Origin of the sequence: Paenibacillus sp. V4I9, assembly GCF_030817295.1 — a bacterium.
Taxonomy (GTDB): Bacteria; Bacillota; Bacilli; order Paenibacillales; family NBRC-103111; genus Paenibacillus_E.
Genome location: NZ_JAUSZE010000001.1, coordinates 6,980,876 through 6,987,500 on the forward strand (window position 1 = coordinate 6,980,876; position 6,625 = coordinate 6,987,500).

The window sequence follows — 6,625 nt, forward strand, 5'->3', positions numbered from 1 at the left end:
CCGACTTTATCATCCTGTATCTTACTTCCTACGCTCTAAGTTTTATCAGCCTGTATTTCTAAGCCCAGCGGCTATTCCGTTAATCGTAAGCAGCACTTCACGAAGCAGGATAGCATCATCCTCGTTGTTCTCCCGTAGTGCACGAAGCTCAGTAAGCAGCTCTACCTGCATATAGCTCAGCGGATCTACATAGGGATTACGCAGACGGATGGACTCCTGAATAACAGGAACATTATCCAAAATCTCTTGCTGACCCGTAATTTGTAAAATGATGGACGAAGTCAGTTCATATTCTTCCCTAATAAGATTGAAGATACGCTCTGCAATTGCCGATTCTTTGACCAGGTTGCCGTATTCCTTAGCAATTTGAAGGTCAGCCTTAGCTAGAGCCATTTGCAAATTATCAATCATCGTTTGGAAGAACGACCAATTTTCATACATTTCTTTCAAAGTTTCTAAGTTCGCCGCTTTACCTTGATAAAAGCTTTGGAGACCCGAACCCGCCGCGTACCAAGCCGGAAGCAAATATCTCGTTTGGGTCCAAGAGAATACCCAAGGAATCGCACGCAAATCTTCGAATTTATCGCTATTTTTACGTTTGGATGGACGTGAACCGATATTCAGCTCACCAATCTCTGGTAGCGGTGTGGATTCTTTGAAGAACGTTAAGAAGTCTTCGTCTCGGAAAATGAGATCCTGATACTTCGTCTGTGCTTGTTCCGAAATACCACGCATAATGTTCTCCCACTTGTCTTCCAGTGGATTTCTTTGCGGAGAACGGGATAATTTGGATGCCGTAATTAACGCAAAAGTCGCTTGCTCCAAGCTGCGGTATGCAATGCCTTGCAAAGAATAACGGGAAGATAATACTTCGCCTTGCTCCGTAATCTTAATGCCGCCACCAAGCGTTTCAACCGGCTGAGCCAGAATGCTGCGGTTAAGCGGCATACCGCCACGACCTAATGCTCCGCCACGGCCATGGAAAAACTTCAGCTTCACGCCATATTGTTTAGCCGCTTCCGTAATATCCTGAAGCGCCATACGAAGCTCCCAGTTCGCTGTAATCACACCGCCGTCTTTATTACTGTCTGAGTAGCCCAGCATAATCTCATGGAGTTGTGTCACAGGGTCAAGGCTAGCTTTGTAAGCAGGGATCGCTAACAACGTGCTCATAATTCCAGGAGCCGCATGCAGGTCATCGATCGTCTCAAAAAGAGGTACAGACTGTAACGTACTCGTCACACTGCCATCGCTCTCTTTGCGATATAATCCAGCCTCTTTTGCAAAGACAACTACCTCCAAGAGGTCACTAGCTCCTTGCGTCATACTAATGAGATAGCTGTTAATACAGTTGCGACCGAATTCCTTCTGTGCTTTGCCTACAGTACGATAAACATCTAAACACTCCTGAGTACTTTCCGAGTAATCCAAATACGTAGATGTAATCGGTCTTGGATCATTCAGAACATCCGTTAAGAGACTGATTTTCTCCTCTTCCGACAGCATACTGTAATCACTCGTGATGCCCATTTTCGCCAAAACCTCAGTCATCGCATTCTCATGCTCTTTACTGTGCTGTCTGATATCCAGAGCAGCCAAGTGGAAGCCGAACAGCTCAACCTGGCGAATAAGCTTTTTAATATATTTGTCAGCTACATAGTCAGCAAAATGCATCCTCAAGCTAGCCTCGATGATTTTCAAATCACTAATAAACTCTTCCGGACTGTTGTATTTCTGGCTTGTAGGAACATTCGGATTGCCAGTGTTATGAACCTTCTCAATCATATAAGTCGTCTTGATGCGATATGGCTCTTTCTCATTACGCCAAACGTCCTGTATATTCCCCATAGCTTCACGGTCGCATTGAATAGATTCAAGTAGATCGTCGCTAACGTTCACAATGCTTTTACTGAAGCTCATATTCTCAAGTGTTTCTTTGAGCACTTCTTCATACTTTTGCAAAGCCAGTTGACGATGCAAACCTAGTGTTTCCCAAGTCACATTCGCTCTAACCGATGGGTTACCGTCACGGTCCCCACCAATCCATGAACCGAATTTCAAGAAAGACGGCACATGCCAGGAGTCTTGCGGATAATATTTATTTAAACAGCGCTCAAGCTCATGATAGATCTCTGGTAGTACATCAAACAAAGTTTCGTCAAAATAATACATACCATTACGAACTTCATCAATAACCGTTGGTTTCCTATCACGCAGCTCGTCCGTTTGCCAAAGATTAAGAACCTCTCCGAGCAGCTTCTCACGCAATTGTTCACGCTCGCGATAAGTCAGCATAGGATTATCGAGTTTCATCATATCTTCCGAAATACGCAGATTAATATCAAGTACAGCTCTACGCATGGCTTCTGTCGGATGTGCTGTCATTACTAGTTCCAAGGAGATAGCTTTCAGAATTTCTTGAACCTCTGCATATGGAATATGATTATTCTTTAACTCTTGCACAATACTCTCTATGGAACCTGGCTGTACGGACTCACCAGATGAGCGTTCGTAATCTCTTTTACGACGGATCCGATGGTTCTGCTCAGCAATATTAACAAGTTGGAAGTAAATAGCGAATGCACGAATCACTTGATGACGAATCTCCGGATCCAAGGAGGAGATCGTTTTCTTAAATTCATCATATATCTCGATTACATAGTGTGCTCTTAAAGACTTACTCATCTCACGAATTCTCTCGACAACATCAAGCAGATCATTACCGCCTTGATGAACCAGAACTTCACCTAGTATGTGGCCCAAGAAGCGTACGTCCCTGCGCAGCAGGTTATTCGTTGCTTGCTTCTGTAGGACAATATCATTCTCTAACATTACTCTCCACCTCATCTATTCACTATGTTGCACTAATGCTTCTCTCTACAAAAGCTAGATGTTATAAAAACTCATTTCAGAATATTTTACCACAATCCGCCCTCTACACATAGTATTAAAATAAAAAAAAGCCACGCCAGAGCGTGGTAATTTATGTATTACGTCTTTTACAGCCTGTACAAATTCACGGACGATCGAACCTATATGGCTTCTCTTCTTTCCCGTTCAATGAAAAAAGACCACCCGAAGGTGGTCTTTTTTCATTGAAGCGGGCGGCGGGAATCGAACCCGCGCGATCAGCTTGGAAGGCTGAAGTTCTACCATTAAACTACGCCCGCGTGTCTATCGGGACGACACGATTTGAACATGCGACCCCCTGCTCCCAAAGCAGGTGCTCTACCAAGCTGAGCTACGTCCCGATAAGGTAATAACATATGAAAAATGGCGCGCCCTGAGAGATTCGAACTCCCGACCTTTTGATTCGTAGTCAAATACTCTATCCAGCTGAGCTAAGGGCGCTTAATAAAATGGAGCGGAAGACGGGGATCGAACCCGCGACCCTCGCCTTGGCAAGGCGATGCTCTACCGCTGAGCCACTTCCGCATGGGTACCTCAGGAGTATGAATACTGCTGAGGATTTGATGCGCGTAGAGGGACTTGAACCCCCACGGTCACCCGCTAGATCCTAAGTCTAGTGCGTCTGCCAATTCCGCCATACGCGCATGCTGTAAATAAGGCAAGTGAGTCATGTAGGATTCGAACCTACGACACCCTGATTAAAAGTCAGGTGCTCTACCAACTGAGCTAATGACTCAAGTGAAGAACTGGGGATCAAGGATTTGAACCTTGGCATGACGGAGTCAAAGTCCGTTGCCTTACCGCTTGGCTAATCCCCATCGAAAACATGCCGTCGAGAGGACTTGAACCCCCAACCTACTGATTACAAGTCAGTTGCTCTACCAGTTGAGCTACAACGGCTTATGAAGTTAATGGTGGAGGCTGACGGGATCGAACCGCCGACCCTCTGCTTGTAAGGCAGATGCTCTCCCAGCTGAGCTAAGCCTCCATAGGATAATGAATTTGGTGCCCACGCAAAGTAATCGGATTAAGCTTCGTAGCTTTACGTCACTTTGTGGGAATTATTGGTGACCCGTAGGGGACTCGAACCCCTGTTACCTCCGTGAAAGGGAGGTGTCTTAACCACTTGACCAACGGGCCTTACTAATAAATTACTGGAGCTTCCAACCGGAATCGAACCGGTGACCTCATCCTTACCATGGATGCACTCTACCGACTGAGCTATGGAAGCATTGGCTCCCCGAACAGGACTCGAACCTGTGACAACTCGATTAACAGTCGAGTGCTCTACCAACTGAGCTATCAGGGAAAACTGCTTGGCAACGTTCTACTCTCCCAGAACCCTGCGGTTCAAGTACCATCGACGCTGGAGGGCTTAACGGTCGTGTTCGAGATGGGAACGCGTGGATCCCCTCCGCCATCATCACCAAACAGTCAAAGCGTGTTTGCGCCTTGAAAACTAGATACGAAACTTGCGTAAAGTAACACTCAGGGTTTTGGTTAAGCCCTCGACCGATTAGTATTCGTCAGCTGCATACATTGCTGCACTTCCACCTCGAACCTATCAACCTCGTCGTCTACAAGGGGTCTTACATACTGGGAAATCTCATCTTGAGGGGGGCTTCGCGCTTAGATGCTTTCAGCGCTTATCCCCTCCGTACATAGCTACCCAGCGATGCCTCTGGCGAGACAACTGGTACACCAGCGGTACGTCCATCCCGGTCCTCTCGTACTAAGGACAGCTCCTCTCAAATTTCCTACGCCCGCGACAGATAGGGACCGAACTGTCTCACGACGTTCTGAACCCAGCTCGCGTACCGCTTTAATGGGCGAACAGCCCAACCCTTGGGACCTACTTCAGCCCCAGGATGCGATGAGCCGACATCGAGGTGCCAAACCTCCCCGTCGATGTGGACTCTTGGGGGAGATAAGCCTGTTATCCCCAGGGTAGCTTTTATCCGTTGAGCGATGGCCCTTCCATTCGGTACCACCGGATCACTAAGTCCGACTTTCGTCCCTGCTCGACTTGTAGGTCTCGCAGTCAAGCTCCCTTATGCCTTTGCACTCTGCGAATGATTTCCAACCATTCTGAGGGAACCTTTAAACGCCTCCGTTACATTTTAGGAGGCGACCGCCCCAGTCAAACTGCCCACCTGACACTGTCCCCATACCGGATCACGGTACTAGGTTAGAACTCCGATACGATCAGGGTGGTATCCCAACGATGCCTCCACCCAAGCTGGCGCTCAGGCTTCAAAGGCTCCCACCTATCCTGTACAGATCGTACCAAAGTCCAATATCAAGCTGCAGTAAAGCTCCATGGGGTCTTTCCGTCTTGTCGCGGGTAACCTGCATCTTCACAGGTATTAAAATTTCACCGGATCTCTCGTTGAGACAGCGCCCAAGTCGTTACGCCATTCGTGCGGGTCAGAATTTACCTGACAAGGAATTTCGCTACCTTAGGACCGTTATAGTTACGGCCGCCGTTTACTGGGGCTTCAATTCATAGCTTCGGAACCGAGGTCCCTAACCACTCCTCTTAACCTTCCAGCACCGGGCAGGCGTCAGCCCGTATACTTCGCCTTGCGGCTTCGCACAGACCTGTGTTTTTGCTAAACAGTCGCTTGGGCCTTTTCACTGCGGCCCCCTCGGGCTATTCACCCTACCGAGGCACCCCTTCTCCCGAAGTTACGGGGTCATTTTGCCGAGTTCCTTAACGAGAGTTCTTCCGCGCGCCTTAGAATTCTCTTCTCACCCACCTGTGTCGGTTTGCGGTACGGGCACCTTCGCCTGGCTAGAAGCTTTTCTTGGCAGTGTGAACTCATGACCTTCGGTACTTAAATTTCCCTCCCCATCACAGCCCAGCCTTACGATGTGCGGATTTGCCTACACATCAGCCTCACTGCTTGGACGAGCATCCATCAGCTCGCGTCACTATCCTTCTGCGTCACTCCATTGCTCATAACGGCTACGGTGGTACAGGAATTTCCACCTGTTGTCCATCGACTACGCCTTTCGGCCTCGCCTTAGGTCCCGACTTACCCTGAGCGGACGAGCCTTCCTCAGGAACCCTTAGGTTTTCGGCGGATCAGATTCTCACTGATCTTTTCGTTACTTATACCGGCATTCTCACTTGTATGCGCTCCACCTGTCCTTACGGTCAGAATTCTACGTACATACAACGCTCCCCTACCCATGCACAAATTCATGTGCAAGCCATAGCTTCGGTGGCGTGTTTAGCCCCGTTACATTTTCGGCGCAGAGTCACTCGACCAGTGAGCTATTACGCACTCTTTCAATGGTGGCTGCTTCTAAGCCAACATCCTGGTTGTCTGTGCAACTCCACATCCTTTCCCACTTAACACACACTTGGGGACCTTAGCTGATGGTCTGGGCTGTTTCCCTTTTGACAATGGATCTTAGCACTCACTGTCTGACTCCCGGATTTAAGTTTGTGGCATTCAGAGTTTGACTGGACTTGGTAACCCTTGGCGGGCCCCGCACCCAATCAGTGCTTTACCTCCACAACTCAACATCCGAGGCTAGCCCTAAAGCTATTTCGGGGAGAACCAGCTATCTCCGAGTTCGATTGGAATTTCTCCGCTACCCCCACCTCATCCCCGCATTTTTCAACATGCGTGGGTTCGGGCCTCCAGTGAGTGTTACCTCACCTTCACCCTGGACAGGGGTAGATCACACGGTTTCGGGTCTACGT

Annotated in this window: 1 protein-coding gene, 12 tRNA genes and 2 rRNA genes (1 of these 15 only partly in view); all 15 read right to left on the bottom strand. The window is 48.3% G+C overall.

The genetic code is table 11. The annotated features are described in order from the left end of the window. Window positions 1-45: 45 nt before the first annotated feature. On the bottom strand, window positions 46-2,832 hold the full coding sequence (gene ppc / locus QFZ81_RS32025; RefSeq protein ID WP_307437919.1) for a phosphoenolpyruvate carboxylase: 2,787 nt from the start codon (window positions 2,830-2,832) through the stop codon (window positions 46-48). A 267-nt stretch (window positions 2,833-3,099) separates the two neighbouring features. Further along, a tRNA-Gly gene (locus QFZ81_RS32030) sits at window positions 3,100-3,170 on the bottom strand. A 7-nt stretch (window positions 3,171-3,177) separates the two neighbouring features. Continuing rightward, window positions 3,178-3,251: transfer RNA gene (locus QFZ81_RS32035), tRNA-Pro, on the bottom strand. A gap of 23 nt (window positions 3,252-3,274) precedes the next feature. Beyond that, window positions 3,275-3,351: transfer RNA gene (locus tag QFZ81_RS32040), tRNA-Arg, on the bottom strand. A 9-nt stretch (window positions 3,352-3,360) separates the two neighbouring features. Next, window positions 3,361-3,435: transfer RNA gene (locus QFZ81_RS32045), tRNA-Gly, on the bottom strand. A 39-nt stretch (window positions 3,436-3,474) separates the two neighbouring features. Then, window positions 3,475-3,554, bottom strand: a tRNA-Leu gene (locus tag QFZ81_RS32050). 19 nt (window positions 3,555-3,573) lie between these two features. Beyond that, a tRNA-Lys gene (locus tag QFZ81_RS32055) sits at window positions 3,574-3,646 on the bottom strand. A 10-nt stretch (window positions 3,647-3,656) separates the two neighbouring features. Continuing rightward, a tRNA-Gln gene (locus tag QFZ81_RS32060) sits at window positions 3,657-3,728 on the bottom strand. Window positions 3,729-3,737: 9 nt separating this feature from the next. Next, a tRNA-Thr gene (locus QFZ81_RS32065) sits at window positions 3,738-3,810 on the bottom strand. A 12-nt stretch (window positions 3,811-3,822) separates the two neighbouring features. Further along, window positions 3,823-3,898, bottom strand: a tRNA-Val gene (locus QFZ81_RS32070). A 77-nt stretch (window positions 3,899-3,975) separates the two neighbouring features. Further along, window positions 3,976-4,050, bottom strand: a tRNA-Glu gene (locus QFZ81_RS32075). A gap of 15 nt (window positions 4,051-4,065) precedes the next feature. Further along, window positions 4,066-4,141: transfer RNA gene (locus tag QFZ81_RS32080), tRNA-Thr, on the bottom strand. 2 nt (window positions 4,142-4,143) lie between these two features. Beyond that, window positions 4,144-4,219: transfer RNA gene (locus QFZ81_RS32085), tRNA-Asn, on the bottom strand. Between the two features lie 5 nt (window positions 4,220-4,224). Next, window positions 4,225-4,341: ribosomal RNA gene (rrf, locus tag QFZ81_RS32090) — 5S ribosomal RNA — on the bottom strand. Window positions 4,342-4,406: 65 nt separating this feature from the next. Continuing rightward, window positions 4,407-6,625, bottom strand: a 23S ribosomal RNA gene (locus tag QFZ81_RS32095) (it continues 704 nt past the right edge of the window).

Bases quoted from the DNA above. Each gene is read 5' to 3' on its own strand.
- ppc (WP_307437919.1), bottom strand. From the start codon at position 2,832: ATGTTAGAGAATGATATTGTCCTACAGAAGCAAGCAACGAATAACCTG.